This window comes from Methanothrix thermoacetophila PT (genome assembly GCF_000014945.1).
Lineage (GTDB): Archaea > Halobacteriota > Methanosarcinia > Methanotrichales > Methanotrichaceae > Methanothrix_B > Methanothrix_B thermoacetophila.
Genome location: NC_008553.1, coordinates 841,964 through 859,822, shown reverse-complemented (window position 1 = coordinate 859,822; position 17,859 = coordinate 841,964). Strand labels below are relative to the sequence as shown.

Below are 17,859 nucleotides of genomic sequence, written 5' to 3'. Positions count from 1 at the left end.
GCACCCTCCTCTCAGAGATTCCTCAGCCTTTCAGCGGCCATCTCGATCCTCTCTGTGGGCTGGGTCACAGAGAGCCTTATGTAACCTTCGCCATGTTCGCCAAACCCGACGCCTGGTGTCACGACTATACCGGTCTTCTCGAGCAGCATCTTGGCGTACTCCCTGGAGTCCCCGCCGGTCCACGCCCAGAGGTAGAACGTCGCCTTAGGCTTCGAGAGCTCAAGACCGATATCGCAGAGCGCCGAGTGCAGGATCTCGATCCTCTCCCTGTACACAGCCCTCAACCCATCAACAACCTCCGGCGGGCTTCTGAGCGCAGCGATCCCGGCATCCTGTACCGCGCCGAAGTTCCCGGAGTCTATGTTCGACTTGACCTTTCCGATGCCCTCGATGATCCTGGAGCTCCCTGAGACCATGCCTATGCGCCAGCCGGTCATGTTGTAAGTCTTGGATAATGAATGAAACTCGACAGCCACATCCCTCGCCCCGGGTACCTGGAGTATGCTCGGTGGCCGCCCGTCGAAGTATATCTCGGAGTAGGGGTTATCGTGCATCACAAGAATCCCGTACTCGCGGGCCAGATCCACGAGCTCTCTGAAGAAATCAATTCCAGCGACAGCGCCGGTCGGATTGTTCGGGTAGTTCAGAAAGATCAGCCTGGGCCTCCAGTCAGGATCCTGCTCAAGCCTCGCCCTTATGCTCCCGAGATCGGGAAGAAACGAGTTCTTCTTCAGGAGAGGCATCCTCTCAGGGATGCCACCAGCAAACATCACCGCTGTGCTGTAAACTGTATACGCCGGATCCGGGACGAGCACTATCTCCCCCGGATTTACGAACGCCAGCGGGGCATGCGCAAGCCCCTCCTTGGATCCTATGAGGGTGAGTATCTCTGTGGATGGATCTAGATCGACACCGAAGAGATCACGGTACCACTCAGCCACTGCCTCTCTGAACTCGATCTTTCCCTCATATGATGGGTACTGATGGTTTGCAGGTCTCTTCACAGCCTCGCACATCTCTTTAACTATATGCTCAGGCGTTGGTATGTCCGGGTCCCCTACGCTCAGATCTATGACGTCAACGCCACTATCTCTTGCTCTCTTCTTGATTCCATCGATCTCGGCGAACAGATAGGGAGGAAGGGATTTTATCCGATCAGCGTACATTCATATCTCTCCGATGATGCTGGAGATCCAGATGCTGCCGCATCTAGTAGCGCTGTTTAGTATATAAGGGTAAGGGGATTCATGCTCACGATCAGAGATCTGATCAGATGGCTGCCTGAGAGCGTCATAGAGCTTTACGAGGCCCTGGGGATAGATGAGCTATACCCACCACAGGCCGAGGCGATAGAGCGCGGGCTCCTTGACGGCAGGAACATGATCATATCAGTGCCGACCGCAGCTGGAAAGACCCTCCTCGCGGAGCTTGCGATGCTCAGGGGCGCGCTCTCGGGAAAAAGGTCTCTCTACATAGTCCCGCTGCGCGCTCTGGCCTCGGAGAAGTTCGAGAGTTTCAGCAGGTTCTCCAAGCTCGGCTTGAGGGTAGGGATTAGCACCGGAGATTTCGAGAAAAGGGATGAGCGTCTGGGCAGGAATGACATCATCATAGCGACGTCCGAGAAGGCGGACTCTCTGATACGGAACGGAGCCTCCTGGGTGCGCAGGATCGGCGTTCTTGTTGTGGACGAGATTCACCTCCTGGACTCAGCAAACAGAGGGCCAACGCTGGAGATGACGATGACGAAGCTCATGCATCTCAATCCTGAGATGCAGGTGATCGGGCTCAGCGCGACGATAGCCAACGGAAGGGAGATCGCGGACTGGATAAAAGGGGAGATCGTCTCGAGCGACTGGCGGCCCGTACGGCTCCGGGAGGGTGTGCTGCTGGAGGACAGGCTGGTCTTTCCGGATGGGGAGATACAGCTCGAGAACCGGAACAGGGATCCTGTGCTGAACCTGGTTCTGGATACAGTTGATCAGGGCGGCCAGATGCTGATATTCGAGAGCACCAGGAGGAATGCTGAGTCGATGGCTAAGAAGGTCTCCGGAGCTCTCCAGGAATCAGGGGAGACGATCGAGCTCGCTGAGAGGCTGAGCGGCGAGGGCAAGACCGCGAAGAAACTCGCAATGTGCCTGAGGCATGGAGCCGCGTTCCATCATGCAGGGCTGCTCCCGGAGCAGAGGCGTCTGATAGAGCTCGGATTCAGGCAGAATGTTGTGAAGGTAATAGCATGCACCCCGACCCTCGCGGCTGGACTGAACTTACCTGCACGCAGGGTTCTCATAAGGAGCTACAAGAGATATGAAGCTGGTCTCGGAACACGCCCAATTCCGGTCATGGAGTACAGGCAGATGGCAGGCAGAGCAGGCAGGCCGGGGCTCGATCCCTACGGGGAGTCGCTCATCATGGCCAGGAGCGAGAGCGAGCTCCAAAAGCTCATGGATCACTATGTAATGGGAGAGCCTGAGGATATTTGGTCGAAGCTGGCCAGCGAGAGGGCGCTTCGCACGCATGTGCTTGCAACGATTGCTTCCAGATTCGCAGATTCGGTTGACTCCCTGAGCAGGCTCATGGCATCCACATTCTACGCCCGCCAGCAGGATCCATCATACCTGGGAGAGACGATAGCTTCTGTCCTGGAGTTTCTCGTGAGGAGCGATATGATCGATAAGGATCTCACACCAACACCCCTTGGCGCTCTGGTGTCCAGGCTGTACATTGATCCGCTGAGCGCCATGGTGATGATCCAGGAGATCAGAGGCATTCGCAGGCCCACTGTGCTCACGCTATTGCATGTGATAACGATGACCCCTGATATGGAGCTCCTCTTTGTTCAGCAGAGCGATAACTGGCTCGAGGATTTCATCTCCGAGCACTCATCAGAGCTCGGGAACGAGAAGAACTTCGACTGGCTACTGAGAGAGGTGAAGACCGCATCCATGCTCATGGACTGGATAAACGAGGTGCATGAGGACAGGATCGAGGACAGATACAGCATCAGCCCCGGAGATCTCGTGAGGATAGCGGAGACCGCGGAGTGGCTCATGAGCGCGCTGCACAGGATATCGAAGCATATGGACCTCGGAGTCACATATCTGGCTGAGAGGCTGGCGCTCAGAATACACTATGGCGCAGGCGATGAGCTCTTACAACTCTTGGAGCTGAAGGGCATAGGCAGGGTGAGGGCGCGGAAGCTCTACCAGGCAGGCTACAGGAGCCTGGAGGATCTAAAAGCAGCTGATAAATCCACCCTGTCAGAGATCCTCGGCCCGAAGATTGCGGAGGGGGTCATATCACAGCTTAAAGAGCCTGGTGTCTCCGCATGAAACATTGATTCACAGAGGTACGGGATGTATCTTAACGAGCGTGACCTTCCCAAATGCAGTTTGATCTTACGGCTCATGAGGCCGAATCGTCGAAGTGTTGAGTTCTGTCCGACCAACATCAATCGACTCCATCTCCTGCGAGATTGCCGATCCGCCGAATCAGAGGGATGAGCCAATCTTATTTAGGAAGAGCCATATCCGTAGAATAGGGGAGGTGTTTGATGAGGCTTGTGATCATATCGAACCGCTTACCAGTGACAGTTGTGGAGGAAAAAGGTGCCATCAGGTTTATGGACAGTGTTGGTGGTCTCTCCACTGGAATAAGATCGTTCATCGCATCGGATAAAGCCAGGGCCGAAATGATACAGGATTGTCTCTGGGTGGGATGGCCCGGAGTTGATTTAAAGAGGCGGAATATCCAGGACATCACATCACAGCTGAAGGATATGAACTGCTGGCCGGTCTTCTTCAGCAATAGGGTTATCGACAAATTCTATCATGGGTTCTGCAACAGAACCATCTGGCCCCTATTCCATTATTTCCCATCACTCACGTCATACAACAAGGATCACTGGAATACTTACATCCATGCGAACAGAGTGTTCGCGGAGGAGATCTCCAGGATCCTGATGCCAGGGGATTTGGTGTGGATTCACGATTACCATCTTATGCTCCTGCCGCAGATGCTCCGAGAGAGGTTCCACGATCTTCCGATAGGCTTCTTTCTTCACATACCATTTCCGTCATATGAGGTCTTTCAGATTTTACCAAAGGACTGGCAGCGTGCAATCGTGGATGGGCTCCTGGGATCGAACCTGATAGGCTTCCACACATACGATTATGCACGAAACTTCTTGAGGGCTGCACTTCGTATAGTTGGGGCAGAGAGTCACCTTGGTAACATTCTCTATAAAGGACATCTTGTCAGAGTGGATGTGTTTCCAATGGGGATAGATTTCGATAAGTTTCACAGTTCAAGACAGAATCCAGCAGTGCAGGTGGAGATGGAGGCATTTAAAGCAGCATTCCGTGATAGAAAGACTGTTCTCTCAATAGATCGACTGGATTACACAAAAGGAATAGTCAAGAGACTTGAGGGATATGAGGCGTTTCTTAAAAAAAATCCCTCATGGCATGGAAGGGTAATCCTGGTCCTCGTGGTTGTTCCCTCAAGAGTCAGGGTTGAGCATTATCAGCAGATGAAGCGGCAGATAGATGAAAAGGTTGGAGATATAAATGGCAAGTTCGGGAAAGTGGACTGGACACCTATCTTATACACTTACAGATATTTGCCAGAGCCCCAGCTTCAGGCCCTGTACAATCTCTGTGATACCGCTCTCATCACGCCTCTGAGAGATGGCATGAACCTTGTGGCGAAGGAGTACATCGCCTCCAAGGTCGACTGCAGGGGTGTTCTCATTCTCAGTGAGATGGCCGGGGCCTCAAAGGAGGCTGTTGAGGCGATATTGATAAATCCGTACAACATAGAGGAGATAGCCGATGCGATTCTGAAGGCGCTTGAGATGCCGGAGGACGAGCAGATCTGGCGGTGCCGGATGATACAGTCCAGACTGAAGCGGAATGATATATTTAAGTGGGCGTCAAGCTTTGTGAGGTCTCTGGGGGCTGCAGCCGAGGAAGGAAAGCATCTGGAGATCAGACCACTCACTTCTGTTAAGAGAGGAGAGATTATCGAGAGATACAGAAATGCAGCTCGAAGGCTTGTGGTTTCTGACTATGATGGAACTCTGGTCCCCTTCGCAGAGTACCCGGGGCTTGCAAGGCCTGATAAAAGGGTTCGAAGTCTGCTCAGGCGCATTGTTGATGATCCGAAGACGGATATATTGCTCATCAGCGGTCGCGACAAGAAGACGCTGGAAGAATGGTTTGGAGAGTTCGATATGTACCTGGTGGCTGAGCATGGTTTCTGGCTGAAGTTGAAGGAGAACTCATGGATGAAGATCCATAAGAATGTGGATACCAGCTGGATACCGAGCATACAGGCGATCCTGGAGCGGTATGTTGACCGTGTGCCCGGATCCTTTATCGAGACCAAGGACTTCTCGGTTGTGTGGCACTTCAGGATGGCAGATCCAGAACTGGCATCTCAGAAGTTCTCAGAGCTCATCGATGATCTCATGAGCTACACCGCGAATATCGATGTGCAGATACTTCCAGGAAACAGGGTGATCGAAATCAGACCCAGCGGAGTTAATAAAGGAAATGCCCTCAGGTACTTCCTGAGCAGAGAGACATACGACTTCATTCTGGCTATGGGAGATGATGTAACTGATGAGGATATGTTCAGAGCTTTGCCGGATTCGGCCTGTACCATAAAGGTGGGAATGATTGAATCTGTGGCAAAATACAACATCCCGGATTGCTCCGAGGCATTGGGCTTGCTGGAGGAGTTGGTTGAATGAATGAAGGTTTCCATTTCTACACGCCATACCACATAATCAAGCTGATGGGAGTCCAGGCCTGCAACCTGAGAGAGCTGCTCGAGGGGATAAAGACCGTTCCCCACTCATCCATCTACTACCATACACACAGATTCGTGCAGGAGCATCACTATCTGTCACCAGAACCGCCAAACGATTTCGCCTTCTGGCTTACGGATGTCCTACATCTTGAGAGGCTTGGGGAGCAGTTTCTCTCCGTGGACCTTCTCGATTACTGCAATCTGGAGGATCTGAGATCCACGTTCTCTAAAATCCTCGAGGATTATATAAGCAGGTCTGGAGAGAACACAGAGTGCCCTCCTGGATTTGAGTTTCACTTTATGGCAGCCAAAACGCTCGTCATACCCACGCCGTATGTGGCCAACAACCTGTGGGAGTTCGCAAAGGCTCTGAAGAAGGTGAGCATCCGCTCGCTCTATTTCCATATATTCGAAGCAAGGATGAGGCTGGGTGTCAGGGATAACGATTTCTCCAAGTGGCTGAGAAGTATCGGGGAAGAGGAGCTTGCAGACAATATCTCAAGACTGGATCCATATTGTATCAGTCTGGAGAGATTAAGAGATCAGATAGTGAGGATGGTTGAAGAGCGTGTCCATGATTGATAAGTACAGGGATATAGTTGGCGATGAGGAGGTTGATGAGCTTTACCTTCTGGCAAACAAGCTTGAAGGGAAATCTGTCCAGCATATCAACTCCACAGCTGTGGGGGGTGGTGTGGCTGAGATCCTGTCTCACATAGTTCCACTGATGAAAGAACTGGGTGTTGAGGCTCGCTGGGATGTTATAAAGGGGGACGAGAGATTCTTCTCTATCACCAAGAGCATCCACAATGCACTTCACGGATCAGATGTTCAGATCTCCGAGGAGGATCTCAAATACTTCCTCGAGATCAATCGGTGGAATGCTCAGGAGCTGGACCTCTCTGGTGACATTCTCTTCATTCACGATCCACAGCCTATACCCCTGATCGAACAGAGCGACTCCCGTGGAGAAAGATGGATCTGGCGATGCCATATCGACCTTTCCAGGCCAGCTGAGAGGATCATGGATTTCCTGAGGGGTTTTATCGAGCAGTACGACGTCTCTGTCTTTTCGGCGCCCAGCTTCGCCCGAAAGGATCTCACAATCGAGCAGGTACTGATTTCTCCATCCATAGACCCACTCAGCAGTAAAAATATGGAACTCCCAGAGGAGACGATTAACTCGGTGCTCGAGCGCTACGGGATTGATAGAGAGAGGCCAGTCGTTACCCAGGTATCCAGATTCGACCGGTTGAAGGATCCGTTTGGGGTCATCGAGGTTTACAGAAAGGTAAAGGAGCATATCGACTGCCAGCTGGTCCTGGCCGGAGGTGGTGCAGCAGATGATCCTGAAGGACCAGCAATTCTCGAGCAGATCAGAGCTGCTGCAGAAACTGATCCGGATATCCATGTGATATACAATCCGCCGGATATAGAGATAAATGCATTGCAGAGGGGCTCCACGGTTATTCTCCAGAAGTCTTTAGGTGAGGGTTTTGGATTAACTGTGACCGAGGCGCTCTGGAAAGGGAAGCCTGTCATCGCCTCAGCAGTGGGTGGGATACCACTCCAGATAAGGCACAGGCAGACAGGGATACTCACACATTCGATAGAGGGAACCGTTCATTATCTCAGAATCCTGCTGAATCAGCCGAGATATGCCTCAAAGCTTGGCGAGTGTGGCAGAGAGCACGTAAGGAATAATTTTTTAATAACCAGACACATAAAAGACTACCTGGGTCTGTTCATACATCTGTATCACAGGGATGATATCGTGTATCTTTGAGCTGTAAGGGAGGAGAATTAGTCTCAAGATCGGCATGCACTCAGGTAATTGATACTCCGCATGCAATAAAAAGGCGTGCCAAAAGGCTGAAAGCATTCGGGATAGTCTCACCATAAAACGAGTCGGCAGGAGGTTGACCCCGCGTTTCGTGCATTCATTGTAAAACAACAGCATGTGACCTCACAGAATTGTGATATTGTTGTGCCAATGAATGTCAATTCGTTAGATCACGTTCAGCGATTTGATCCCACGAATGGTTCGTGGTGTTTCCTGTCACATTTATGTGATGGCTCAATAGGAATATGCTCAATAACGTTGAGGCAAATTGCCCTCTTGGCAGATTCCTGGATGAACGAATATACCCGATGATAGCGGCTTTACTTGAGCAGTAACTCAAGTATGCTCATGATAATGTGCAAATACCACACGTAGCCAAATCGTCTGAAGGGGGTGCTCTGACAAGCTCAACCAACATCAATCGACTCCACCTCCTGCGAGATTGCCGATCCGCCGAATCAGAGGTATGAGCCGATCTTATTAGGAAGAGCCATATCCGTAGAATAGGGGAGGTGTTTGATGAGGCTTGTGATCATATCGAACCGCTTACCAGTGACAGTTGTGGAGGAAAAAGGTGCCATCAGGTTTATGGACAGTGTTGGTGGTCTCTCCACTGGAATAAGATCGTTCATCGCATCGGATAAAGCCAGGGCCGAAATGATACAGGATTGTCTCTGGGTGGGATGGCCCGGAGTTGATATCAAGAGGCGGAATCAGGATCGACGGTGGTGACTGGAACATAATAAGCACAGGAATATCCAGGACATCACATCACAGCTGAGGGATATGAACTGCTGGCCGGCCTTCTTCAGCAATAGGGTTATCGACAAATTCTATCATGGGTTCTGCAACAGAACCATCTGGCCCCTACGCTCTTATCCATATAATGACTTTCCTGGAAAGCGGGGAGATATATTTTCCCATACAATTTTATGGGCCTACGCTCTTATCCATATAATGACTTTCCTGGAAAGACAATGGCCCCGGCATGCGTTCTTGGAGAATGAATGAGTGCTTCCAGCAACTGGACTACATGTCCTCTAAGTTGTTGAACACATAAGAGCGAACGGGAAATTGTTGTGTGAGTGCACAATCACACTGCTACTGCGATATCCAGAACAGGAAAGACCTTCTTTGCGTACCTTCTCAATTCCCCCTCACATTCCTCCCAGGAAACCTCAACGCCCAGGTCGTGCATGATCGCATCAAGCTGCGACCTGACCTCATCCCAGGTGTATTTCTTCTCAGACCTGCAGAGGTAGGTCAGGAGGAAAAGCGTGGGAATGAATATCTCTCTGAACTCCTCTCTCACGAACCTCATGAAGCGCTCATTTGGGTCTCTGTACCTGTAGCTCTTCAGCTCTTCTAGGATCTGATACTGCGACTCGCAGGGATTCGTGTACGGATCTGCGAGCTTTATGCCTGAGAGCTCGCTCAGCTTATCGTAGATCTCAGACATGAGCCTGTCCACGTACCGTTTGTCGTATTCGCTATCTTCCATCTCTGCGATCAGTTTGTATGCAACAAGTCTGCATCTCAGAAGCTGTATCCGGGCCTCTTCCAGTGGGATGTTTCTGTGGATGCGACGCAAATGCTCCTCAAGATGCGCAAGCCTTGTTCGCGGGTCGAATTTCACAAAGCTGGACATCAAAATAAATCTGGGTTTATGGGTGATAACATTTCCGCATTAAGAAAAGTGCCGAAGAGAAAATAACAGCAAAAACAAGCATGAAAGATGTAATTATTATTGAGAGTTGGCAGCGACCTGCATTTCCCGAGGGCTCGCGCACCTCAGTACAGTGCAGGACGTGGGCGGGCTTATCTTCTGAGTTCGGGAAGGGTTCAGGAGTTTCCCCGCCGCTATGGCCGCCGCTCTCTGATTTGAAGCCAAGGTCCGGATTCGAACCGGAGTGGTAATGCTATCCGCTATGGTTCTGCAGGCATTTGCGTAGCCTCTCCGCCACCTTGGCGCGTTGTGTATACGCTTTACAGATCCAGAATTCGCCTGAGGTCAGCGGGGCGGCTGCTTGGGCGGTTAGTGGTCGCGGGCTGAGCACCTCGTTGCCTTGGTGCGTACACCCCGACTCTATCGAACTCGTCTTTTACGAGGGCCCTTGGAGCGGTCTCTTTTCGGGTTGGGTTTCGGGCTTAGATGCTTTCAGCCCTTATCCCTGTGGCGCGTAGCTGCTCGGCCGTGCCTTGCCAGACAACCGATCGACCAGTGGCGCCGCTGGCTTGTTCCTCTCGTACTAAAGCCAGCCTGCCCTCAGACCGCGAAGCACCCCTGACAGATAGTAACCGACCTGTCTCACGACGGTCTAAACCCAGCTCACGATCTCCTTTAATAGGCGAACAACCTCACCCTTGGCCGCTGCTGCACGGCCAGGATGGAGAGAACCGACATCGAGGTAGCAAGCCACCGGGTCGATATGTGCTCTTGCCGGTGACGACTCTGTTATCCCCGGGGTAGCTTTTCTGTCATCTAACGCCCCCACCAAGGGGGCTGAGAGGTTCGCTAAACCCGACTTTCGTCTCGTCATCCTTTGCTATGCGGGATGACGTCAGGCCGACTTATGCTTTTACACTCTTTGTTGGGTTTCCGACCCAACTGAGTCGACCTTAGGGCTCCCTAGATATCTTTTCTAGGGAGTGGCGCCCCACCCAAACTGCCCACCTACCGGTGTCCTCCTTTCGGAGTTAGGGTGGTAGTTCCAGAAGGGTAGTATTCCAGTGGTGGCTCCGCCCGAGCTGGCGCCCGGGTTTCGACGCCTCCTACCTATGCTCTACATCCAGAACCACAACCCAGCGGCAGGCTGCAGTAAAGCTCCACGGGGTCTTCACTTCCCATCAGGGGTCCCCAGACTCTGCACTGGGACGTAAGGTTCACCGGGTTCCGGCTAGGGACAGTGGGGCTCTCGTTGATCCATTCATGCGAGCCGCCAATTAAGCGGCAAGGTACTACGCTACCTTAAGAGGGTCATAGTTACCCCCGCCGTTGACGGGCCCTTCTTCCCGTTGTACCGGGTTTTCAGGTACCCGCACTGGGCAGGATTCAGTGGTTGTACTTGCCCTTTCGGGTCTGCAACCACCTATGTTGTTATTAGACAGTCAGAGCCCCCTCGTCACTGCGACCTGCTTCTTGCGAAGCAGGCACCACTTATCCCGAAGTTACGTGGCTAATTTGCCGAATTCCCTTAGCCGGATTACTTCCGACACGCCTGAGCCTTCTTAGCTCGGGGCACCAGTGTTGGTTCTCGGTACGGCCTCCGGCTCCCTTTTCACGGGCTCCCGGAATTTGCCTGCTTGCGTCATCACGCATTCGTCCGTTTCTCGCCATGACGGCTCTCCGCGGACTTCGGCGCTTGAGCACCCTGGCGCGGGTGTCAGGCATATCCGGAAGCGTCGGTTTTAGTGCCGGTAGGTACAGGAATATTAACCTGTTTCCCATTTGATGTGCTCGAGTTACGGCACACCTTAGGACCGACTAACCCTGGGCTGACGATCGTTGCCCAGGAACCCTGGCCCTTACGGCGGTCGGGATTCTCACCCGACTTTGCTGCTACTGCTACCAAGATTTTCGTCCCCGCGTGGTCCACGACTCCTCACGGAGTTGCTTCCACCCACGCGCGGCGCCTCCCTACCAGATCGCCTTGCGGCGCTCCGTGGTATCGGTAGTCGGCTTAGCCCCGTCCATTTTCGGGGCCCTAGGCCTCGACTGGTGAGCTGTTACGCACTCTTTAAAGGGTAGCTGCTTCTAAGCTAACCTCCCAGTTGTCTTAGGTCTAGGACGCCCTTCAGTGTTAACACTTAGCCGACATTTTGGGACCTTAACCACGGTCTGGGTTGTCTCCCTCACGGACTAGTAGCTTACCCACCAGCCCGGACTTCCGGCCATCTAAGGCGACGGCGTGTTGGGAGTTTGACAGGAGAGCGAGCGGTTTCCCGCCCGGGATCCCCAATCAGTGCTCTACTCCGCCGACTGCCTCCGGCCAGGTCATGCTGCGACATGTTTCGGGAGGAACCAGCTATTTCCGGGCTCGATTGGACTTTCACCCCTAGACGCAGGTCACGCGAGCGATTTGCATATCAGCACCGCTAGCGGTCCTCCACGCAGCTTTCGCCACGCTTCAACCTGCCCACGCCTAGATCGCCCGGCTTCGGGTCGCATCCAGCTGACTCCGCGCACTTTCATACGCCGCGCCTCTCTCATCGATGCGCGCATGTCGCTTTCGCTTCGGCTACTCTCTTTCGAGATTAACCTTGCCAGCCAGATGCACTCCTTGGTCCGTTCTTCAAAACGTAAGTCACGACACCGGCATCAGGCCTCGTACTGTCGCCTCGCGACGACCTCCTTCGGCCTGAAGGTCCTCACATGCCGTGACGCACCATCGCCAGCCGATTTCAGGCTCTTTTCACACCCCTATCCAGGGTTCTTTTCAGCTTTAGGTCACCCTACTACTGCGCTATCGGTCTCGAGACGTATTTAGCCTTGGAGGTTGGTGACCCCCAACTTCCCGCGAGATATCCGACTCACGGTACTCAAGACGCCGCTCGGATCCGGCTTGGTTGCTCCTACGTGGCTATCACACTCTTTGGCGGGCCGTTCCAGGCCACTTCGGATTCCCTTGCCAGACCGTTATGAGCGGTGCTTATCACACCACATCTCCCTTTCGGGATTCGGTTTGGGCTCTGCCGCGTTCACTCGCCGTTACTGACGGCATCTCGTTTTGATTTCTTCTCCTGCCCCTACTAAGATGTTTCAATCCGGGGCGTTCCCGATCCTTACGGATCAGCATGAAACTGGGATTTCCCATTAGGGCATCCCCGGTTCAAAGGCTCCCTGCGCCTCGCCGGGGCTTATCGCAGCTTGGCACGCCCTTCATCAGCGCTCGAGCCGAGCCATCCCCCGGCTGGCATATCAGCAGCTTAATCGTCCCACTGATCTCAGTGAGCGTCTGGTCTGCAAAGCGTATACGTGGCCTCATCTTGATTATCAGCCCTTCCCTGTGGAGCAGTTCTCCACAGGTGCACCCAATGGACTTGCTGGGATTCGGACCCAGGGCCTCCGCCTCGCAAAGGCGGCGCTCTACCTGCTGAGCTACAAGCCCATAGATCCCAGCAACAGGTCAAGTGACGAACCTATCAGCTTCCGGCCGATTTATGCACACTAGGAGGTGATCCAGCCGCAGATTCCCCTACGGCTACCTTGTTACGACTTAACCCCCCTTGCAAAGCCCGGATTCGAATGTATCAAGAGGATACACCCTCATCCGGACCCTACTCGGGTGGTTTGACGGGCGGTGTGTGCAAGGAGCAGGGACGTATTCACCGCGTTCTGTTGAAACGCGATTACTACGGATTCCAGCTTCATGAGGGCGAGTTTCAGCCCTCAATCCGAACTACGATCGGTTTTAGGGGATTGCCTACCCCTTTCGGGGTCGATACCCATTGTACCGACCATTGTAGCCCGCGTGTAGCCCGGGGGATTCGGGGCATACTGACCTACCGTTGCCCACTCCTTCCTCCGCTTTAGCAGCGGCGGTCCCCACAGAGTACCCGCCTCCCCGGAGGGATCGCTGGCAACTGTGGGCGTGGGTCTCGCTCGTTGCCTGACTTAACAGGATGCTTCACAGTACGAACTGACGACGGCCATGCACCACCTCTCAGCGAATCCGGTAAGGTCTTCAGCCTGACCTTCATATTGCTGTCGCCCCCGGTAAGCTTTCCGGCGTTGAATCCAATTAAACCGCAGGCTCCACCCGTTGTGGTGCTCCCCCGCCAATTCCTTTAAGTTTCAGCCTTGCGGCCGTACTTCCCAGGTGGCTCGCTTCACGGCTTCCCTACGGCACCGACCACGGTCGCACCGTGGCCGACACCTAGCGAGTATCGTTTACGGCTAGGACTACCCGGGTATCTAATCCGGTTCGTGCCCCTAGCTTTCGTCCCTTGCCGTCGGATCCGTTCTGGTGAGACGCCTTCGCCACTGGTGGTCCCTCGAGGATTACAAGATTTCACCCCTACCCCCGAGGTACCTCTCACCTCTCCCGGTCCCAAGCCGACCAGTATCCCCTGGCAGCCTGACACTTGAGATGCCAGATTTCCCAAGAGACTTAGTCGGCCGGCTACAGACCCTTTAGACCCAATAATAGCGGTTACCACTCGAGCCGCCGGTGTTACCGCGGCGGCTGGCACCGGTCTTGCCCGGCCCTTGCTATAGACTGCTTTTTAGGCAGCCCAACAGCCAGGTTTGTAACCCAGCACTCGAGGTCCCCTTATCGCGGTTGCCCGCATTGTAAAGTTTTCGCGCCTGCTGCACCCCGTAGGGCCTGGATTCATGTCTCAGAATCCATCTCCGGGCTCTTGCTCTCACAACCCGTACCCGTCGTAGGCTAGTAGGTACGTTACACCCACTACTACCCTGATAGGCCGCAGACCCATCCTGAGGCGCCGGAGCCTTTCTGCCAGAACCCATTCCAGGAGTTCTGACATATCTGGAATTACCCCCAGTTTCCCGGGATTATTCCAGTCCTCAGGGCAGGTTGTCCACGTGTTACTGAGCAGTGCGCTATGCCCTTTCGGACATTCAACTCGCATGGCTTAGTCGGACCCCGATAGCAGTAACCTCTGGCAGGATCAACCAGTATTACCATCGGCCGGAATTGGCTGGGTCGCCACTTGACCAACGTCAGACAGGGAGCTCAAACTCCCGTCTCCACCCCAACAAAATGTACCGCAGAGCGGAAACCAGTGCAATCATCCAGGCATATCTGCCCGTCTGCACCGCGCCTCTCTCCGCGATCAACTCGCCACATCTTGGCCCTTACCTTTAGGGGTTATTAGTATATAAACATTACGGTGCCATCTCCCTTTGTACCGCATAATGGGAGCTGGACGTATGGTTTCCCACCTTAACGCTTCCGTGCCCATTCCGTTCGTCGGTTGCAGAGCACACAAGAAGCATCCTCTTCCATGTGGGTCCCATATATATATGTTTCTGGCCATAATGATTGTGATGTATCGGGTAGCAAGGTCGCAGGACTAATTCACTAACTGGTTGTGGTTCACAATGAAAGCAGATGTCTCCTCAAATCATTGAATGAATTTTCAGGAAACTGTATCCACTGGCATAACAGGTCACGAATTACGCGATGCCAGCTGCTTGATGAAACTGGATAGCCTCAGATGAACGAAGACTATAGAATGCTGGAACATTCGGTATGTACTTATGTTTTACTATAACTTCGCGAGGAGGTGTTATTCGGACTGGTCCAGACATTTTCCCAAAAAGGTTTTACCTTTGTAGAGCATTTGATTTGGGGATGTTCAAGAAGATTCTGGTCGCAAATCGTGGAGAGATTGCAATCCGTATAATGAGGGCCTGCAGGGAGCTCGGCATCCTGAGTGTTGCAGTGTATTCGGATGCGGACAGGCACGCGCTCTTCGCAAAGTACGCAGACGAGGCCGTATACATCGGGCCATCTCCTTCATCTGAAAGCTATCTCAACATGGAGAAAATAGTTAAGGCAGCGCTCCAGACGGGTGCAGAGGCGATACACCCGGGGTATGGTTTTCTGGCGGAGAATCCAGCGTTTGCGAAGCTGTGTGAGGAGAATGGGGTCGTGTTCATAGGCCCATCCAGCAGCTCTATCGATGCGATGGGCTCGAAGATAACCGCCAGGCAGATGATGAAGGATGCAGGGGTGCCGATAGTGCCCGGCACAGAGCGCGGCATATCCGATCCGGAGGAGATCGCGGATGTCGCGGAGCGCATTGGTTATCCGATCATAATAAAGCCAGCAGCAGGCGGCGGTGGAATAGGCATGAAGATCGTGGACAGGCCGGAGGATCTCGCCCCTGCGGTGGTATCAGCGCAGTCGATCGCCACCTCCGCATTTGGTGATGGTACGGTTTACCTGGAGAAGTACTTGAGTGAGCCGAGGCATATAGAGTTTCAGATAATGGCAGATAACCGGGGGAGAACTGTATATGTCTCCGAGAGGGAGTGCTCGATCCAGAGGCGCCACCAGAAGCTGATCGAGGAGGCCCCGTCCCCAGTAATGACCCCTGAGCTCAGGAAGAGGATGGGTGAGATAGCGGTGAAGGCTGCGAAGGCCATACGCTACAGGAGCGCCGGGACTGTGGAGTTCATGTATTCTCATGGGGATTTCTACTTCCTGGAGATGAACACCAGGCTCCAGGTGGAGCATCCAATAACAGAGATGGTGACAGGCATAGATCTCGCAAAGGAGCAGATCTCTGTGGCGGCAGGCGAGGATCTGAGTTTCAGCCAGAACGAGATAGAGATACGGGGATGGGCGATAGAGTGCAGGATAAATGCAGAGGATCCCATGAACGATTTCGCTCCATCGCCCGGCAGGCTCAGGAGGTACAGGAGTCCCGGAGGACCCGGAATCAGGGTCGACAGCGGCGTCTACACAGGCTACGTGATCCCTCCGTACTACGACTCGCTGATATCAAAACTTGTTGCGCATGGAAGGGATAGGAGCGAGGCCATAGCCCGGATGGAGAGAGCTCTTTACGAGTACATAATCGTGGGAGTCGCAACGAACATACCGTTCCACAAGGCAGTTCTGAGGAATGAGCGATTCAGAAGAGGCGATATCAATACACACTTCATCAAGGAGGAGAACATACTCGATGATGTGAAGAATATAGTTGTCCAGGAGAAGGAGAGGGGCGATAGCTTGGCCTCTGCACTTGGCGCAGATACAAGAAAGGTCGCTGCTGTCTCGGCCGCTGTGGGTGCGTATCTCTCACTATACAGCTCTGATGAGGGTGAAGGTGAGAGAAAGAGCTGAGGACCCGTCCTGGAGCATCATACGCAAGCTCAGGGCGGCCTCCGGAGGATGGGTCTCGGGAAAGGCGATGGGAGATGGACTGGGGGTGAGTCGTGCAGCCGTATGGAAGCACATCAGGCACCTTCGTTCTATGGGTTACAGAATAGAGGCCTCAACGCGCCTCGGCTACAGGCTTCTTGGTCCTGAGCCGCTCCATCTCCATATCCCAGAGGATATTTGCAGTAGGCTCATACAGCTGGAAAGCGTTGGCTCGACAAACGAGTTCGCCAGGGAGATCGCAAACGAAGCCGAGAACTGGACAGTGGTGATTGCAGAGGTTCAAACAGCGGGCAGAGGGCGGCTCGGAAGAAAATGGTTCTCTCCATCTGGGGGAGTATGGATGAGCATCATACTGAAGCCGAGAGTTACGCCCTCTGAGGCTTTCAGATACACTATGGCAGGGTCCGTTGCTGTCTGCAGGGCCCTCCGGGATCTCTATGGCCTGGATGCCAGAACAAAGTGGCCCAATGATGTGCTGGTGAATGGGAGAAAGATATGCGGGGTGCTGACGGAGATCTCGGCGGAGCTTGATGTCATAAACTACATGATCATTGGAATTGGGATCAATGCAAACATGAGCGCATCATCTCTGCCGGAGGAATGGAATGCGACCACCATCTATGAGGAACTGCACAGGGAGGTCCCGAGAGGAGAGCTCGTCGCAAAAGTGCTTGAGGAGATGCGTGCACTGCTGGAATCCGGGGATCTGTATCATCAATGGGTGAGGCTCTCTGATACGCTAAACCGGAGGGTCAGAGTCAAGGGGTTTGATGAAGTGACAGGCATTGCGGAGTCGCTGGATCCTGATGGAGCTCTTGTTGTGAGAAAAGACGATGGTGGGATTGTGAGAATTCTCGCTGGAGATTGCATCCATCTCAGGCCAGATGACGGAGATCTGAGGGCAGGCTCCGATTCTCAGACTGGGAAGGGGAGTACAGGTTATGCGGAAGGTTAAGGGCATCTCAAAGGATGCGCTGGCATTCATACTGGAGACGAGCAGGTCATGCATGCCGCGGGAGTTCGCTGGGCTGCTTCAGGCCAGTGATGGAGTGATATCCGAGATACTGATCCTTCCGGGGACTGAGTCATCTGAGTGGATGGCCTGGGTCCCGATGTATATGCTGCCGAGCGTGCCGATTGTCGGATCATGCCACAGCCATCCTGTGCCCAATCCTGCTCCATCCAGAGAAGACTTGGCGTTCTTTTCACACACTGGCAGCTATCACATAATCGCATTTCCGCCGTTCGATGAGAGGAGCTGGAGATGCTACGACTCCTCGGGAAGGAGAAAAGATCTTGTGGTAATAGATGAGTAGCGTCGTGCTGTAGATCAGATGTTCTGCTGCC

10 protein-coding genes, 2 tRNA genes and 3 rRNA genes are annotated in these 17,859 nt (G+C 53.4%); 8 read left to right on the top strand and 7 right to left on the bottom strand.

Features of this window, described 5'->3' with window-relative positions:
* Nucleotides 1–11 precede the first annotated feature (11 nt).
* On the bottom strand, nucleotides 12–1,166 hold the full coding sequence (locus MTHE_RS04155; RefSeq protein ID WP_011695986.1) for an LL-diaminopimelate aminotransferase: 1,155 nt from the start codon (nucleotides 1,164–1,166) through the stop codon (nucleotides 12–14).
* Between the two features lie 81 nt (nucleotides 1,167–1,247).
* Here MTHE_RS04155 and MTHE_RS04150 point away from each other — a divergent pair, with 81 nt between their 5' ends.
* From MTHE_RS04150 to MTHE_RS04130, 5 genes are all read left to right on the top strand, one after another.
* Nucleotides 1,248–3,329, top strand: coding sequence for an ATP-dependent DNA helicase (locus MTHE_RS04150; RefSeq protein WP_011695985.1), 2,082 nt, complete (start codon nucleotides 1,248–1,250; stop codon nucleotides 3,327–3,329).
* A gap of 221 nt (nucleotides 3,330–3,550) precedes the next feature.
* Nucleotides 3,551–5,752: a bifunctional alpha,alpha-trehalose-phosphate synthase (UDP-forming)/trehalose-phosphatase gene (locus MTHE_RS04145; RefSeq protein ID WP_011695984.1), complete on the top strand. Its 2,202-nt coding sequence runs from the start codon at nucleotides 3,551–3,553 to the stop codon at nucleotides 5,750–5,752.
* Nucleotides 5,749–6,393: a DUF5752 family protein gene (locus MTHE_RS04140; protein WP_011695983.1), complete on the top strand. Its 645-nt coding sequence runs from the start codon at nucleotides 5,749–5,751 to the stop codon at nucleotides 6,391–6,393. Before MTHE_RS04145 ends, MTHE_RS04140 begins: the two co-directional genes overlap by 4 nt.
* Nucleotides 6,386–7,597: a glycosyltransferase gene (locus MTHE_RS04135; RefSeq protein ID WP_175265781.1), complete on the top strand. Its 1,212-nt coding sequence runs from the start codon at nucleotides 6,386–6,388 to the stop codon at nucleotides 7,595–7,597. Before MTHE_RS04140 ends, MTHE_RS04135 begins: the two co-directional genes overlap by 8 nt.
* 576 nt (nucleotides 7,598–8,173) lie before the next feature.
* Nucleotides 8,174–8,386, top strand: coding sequence for a hypothetical protein (locus MTHE_RS04130; protein WP_175265780.1), 213 nt, complete (start codon nucleotides 8,174–8,176; stop codon nucleotides 8,384–8,386).
* A 361-nt stretch (nucleotides 8,387–8,747) separates the two neighbouring features.
* Here the strand turns inward: MTHE_RS04130 and MTHE_RS04120 are convergent, their stop codons facing one another.
* The 6 genes from MTHE_RS04120 to MTHE_RS04095 form a co-directional block, all read right to left on the bottom strand.
* Nucleotides 8,748–9,302, bottom strand: coding sequence for a hypothetical protein (locus MTHE_RS04120; protein WP_175265778.1), 555 nt, complete (start codon nucleotides 9,300–9,302; stop codon nucleotides 8,748–8,750).
* A gap of 104 nt (nucleotides 9,303–9,406) precedes the next feature.
* Nucleotides 9,407–9,528: ribosomal RNA gene (gene rrf, locus MTHE_RS04115) — 5S ribosomal RNA — on the bottom strand.
* A gap of 11 nt (nucleotides 9,529–9,539) precedes the next feature.
* Nucleotides 9,540–9,624: transfer RNA gene (locus MTHE_RS04110), tRNA-Cys, on the bottom strand.
* 47 nt (nucleotides 9,625–9,671) lie between these two features.
* Nucleotides 9,672–12,585 (bottom strand): 23S ribosomal RNA (locus tag MTHE_RS04105).
* A gap of 104 nt (nucleotides 12,586–12,689) precedes the next feature.
* Nucleotides 12,690–12,762 (bottom strand) — tRNA-Ala (locus MTHE_RS04100).
* A 61-nt stretch (nucleotides 12,763–12,823) separates the two neighbouring features.
* A 16S ribosomal RNA gene (locus tag MTHE_RS04095) occupies nucleotides 12,824–14,298 on the bottom strand.
* The 16S, 23S and 5S rRNA genes sit together here with 2 tRNA genes alongside, the layout of an rRNA operon.
* Nucleotides 14,299–14,973: 675 nt before the next feature.
* On the opposite strand from MTHE_RS04095, the gene MTHE_RS04090 reads away from it, so the two are divergent.
* From MTHE_RS04090 to MTHE_RS04080, 3 genes are read left to right on the top strand one after another with little or no spacing between them, the layout of a single operon-like run.
* A complete protein-coding gene (locus MTHE_RS04090) occupies nucleotides 14,974–16,473 on the top strand; it encodes an acetyl-CoA carboxylase biotin carboxylase subunit (RefSeq protein ID WP_011695979.1) in 1,500 nt (499 codons plus the stop codon).
* Nucleotides 16,457–17,467, top strand: a complete 1,011-nt coding sequence (locus tag MTHE_RS04085; RefSeq protein ID WP_011695978.1) for a biotin--[acetyl-CoA-carboxylase] ligase — start codon at nucleotides 16,457–16,459, stop codon at nucleotides 17,465–17,467. The genes MTHE_RS04090 and MTHE_RS04085 overlap by 17 nt, the downstream gene beginning before the upstream one ends.
* On the top strand, nucleotides 17,454–17,828 hold the full coding sequence (locus tag MTHE_RS04080; protein ID WP_011695977.1) for a Mov34/MPN/PAD-1 family protein: 375 nt from the start codon (nucleotides 17,454–17,456) through the stop codon (nucleotides 17,826–17,828). Before MTHE_RS04085 ends, MTHE_RS04080 begins: the two co-directional genes overlap by 14 nt.
* Nucleotides 17,829–17,859: the final 31 nt, after the last annotated feature.